Raw genomic sequence first — 2,002 nt, 5'->3', positions numbered from 1 at the left:
TCTTGTTAAGGCGTCTGTGTTTGAGGTTCACTCTGACCTTAATGACAATTCGACGTTTCAGACTGTTCTTGCGGTTCTTGGCTCTGATTTTAAGCTTTCCGCTGATTGGTCTCAGTCCGCCTTAACCCTGAAAAATACCGCGATTGAGTCGGTTGTTCGGAGCCTTAGCTCTGATAACCGTTTCCGCGTCGTCACCGCTCCCAGTCTCCGCGCACGCTCTGGTCAACCGGCTTCCTTCAATGTTGGTCAACAGGTTCCCGTCATTGGTTCTGTTTCGTATGCGGGTAATGGTTCTTCCTCTACTCCTGTTCAGTCTGTCGAGTATAAGCAAAGCGGCGTTATATTCTCTGTTCTTCCCACCGTTCATGACAACTCTATTGACATTGGTGTTTTTCAGGAAATCAGTTCTTTTATTAATACCACCACAGGCGTCAATAATACCCCGACCTTGCAGCAGCGCTCTCTAACGTCCTCACTGTCTCTTCATGACGGCGATGTTGTCATCATGGGCGGTTTGTCTCAGTCACAAGTCACGCGAGGCCACACGGCTTTTTCCTTCCTGCCTTTCGTTGGAGGTACTGCCAATCAGAACAGCCGTTCTGATCTCCTGATCGTGTTGCAGGTCGTTCGCCTCAATCAGATTGATGGTTCTCCTACGCCTCAGGAGGTCGCTGTACGCGCTCGTCTCCCGCGCCCTGCCCCGGTTCCCCTTCGTAGCGTCCCGGAGGCTCCGCGTGGCTACTAACTCCGTTTCCCTATTGCATTCCGTCTGTCTCGCCTCGTGGGCTCTCGATCAAGATCGAGCGCAGAGCGGGAGAGCCGTAGGCCGCCGTAGGCGTCTTGAGTGGCGTTCCTTGATCTCGGTTCTTTTTGTCTGTATCGACGTTTCACGGGCGCGCTTCGAGCGGCCCGGAGCTTGTGAGGAAACGCAATCGAAGCGCGCCGCCTGGGGGGTAATTTGCATGACATATAACCATGCAAATTTTGTCCGATTTTTCGGACTCTCGGACGGACTTTCGGACTCCTTCCCTTCCTCGCTCCTTCTTCGTTTTTCCTCTATCGTTCTCTTTTTGCATCTTTCTGGGTTCGGTAGTTATGTCTTCGTCTAAGCCTCCTTCTTCCCGCGCTACTCCCATTGAGAAGTTCATTCGCGATGGTGGTAAGGTTGATCGTCGGCAAAGGTGGGTAGAAAAACAAAAGTCCATTGGAATCACTCGTGTTCTTCTTCGTGTTCATGTTGACGACGAAAAAGCTCTTCGTGATTTCGCGGCTTCCCTACTTCAGAAAAGGCAGTCCCGTGATTGACTATGTTAGTTGCCGCCTTCCTCTTGACTGGGATTTGCCTATAAATGGCGGTCGTGTTGTTCATTTGAAGGCAGACGGTTCTATAGATTTTTCTGCTGAGAAGACTTTGTGGCTCCCCGGTTCTTACTCTGCCAAAATGTCGATTATATCTGATGGCATTGGCTTTGTTAGGCTCTCGGGAAATCCTTCCAAATTCTTGCAAGGCCATAATCTATTCGGTGTCGATGATATAATAGGTCTTGTTTTTGAGACTATGACTCGCATTTGTTCTATGTTGCAGTTGGTTCCTACTGGTGAGAACCTGTCTGTGTGGCGTTCTGGCGATTATCCTATGTCTCGTGTTGATTTGACGTTTATGTACGAGCTTGAGACTTTCGATGATGTGAATGCCTGGCTTCTTTCTGCCTCTAAGAGCGCGTCCATCAAGTATCGTGGTCGCGGTCATTATCAGGAGGGAACCTTGTATTATGGCAAGGTTGCCAAGGGTAAGAGAGCATCTAACTGGCAGTTCAAGCTTTATCACAAAGGGGCTGAGATTCTTGTCCCACATCATCGCTTGCCGGCTGATCTGCCGCGCTGTGATGATCTTGTCTTCTGGGCTCGCAACAAGCTTCGTATCGAGCTAACTTTACGTACCGGCGAGTTGAAGCGGTTAGGTTTACTTCGGGCGGCTGATTTGGACCCGGTTCAGGTTCCT

At 50.1% G+C, this 2,002-nt stretch carries 2 protein-coding genes; both read left to right on the top strand.

The window, feature by feature from the left end; genetic code table 11:
• Nucleotides 1-745 (top strand): type II secretion system protein GspD (locus tag AA105894_RS09330; RefSeq protein ID WP_267311484.1); only part of this gene is annotated, 745 nt, incomplete at its 5' end.
• 471 nt (nt 746-1,216) lie between these two features.
• A partial coding sequence (locus AA105894_RS09325; RefSeq protein WP_267311483.1) for a phage/plasmid replication protein, II/X family occupies nt 1,217-2,002 on the top strand: 786 nt, incomplete at its 3' end.

The sequence above is a fragment of the Asaia spathodeae NBRC 105894 genome, from assembly GCF_025994195.1.
GTDB lineage: Bacteria > Pseudomonadota > Alphaproteobacteria > Acetobacterales > Acetobacteraceae > Asaia > Asaia siamensis.
This window is presented reverse-complemented; position numbering and strand designations above follow the sequence as displayed.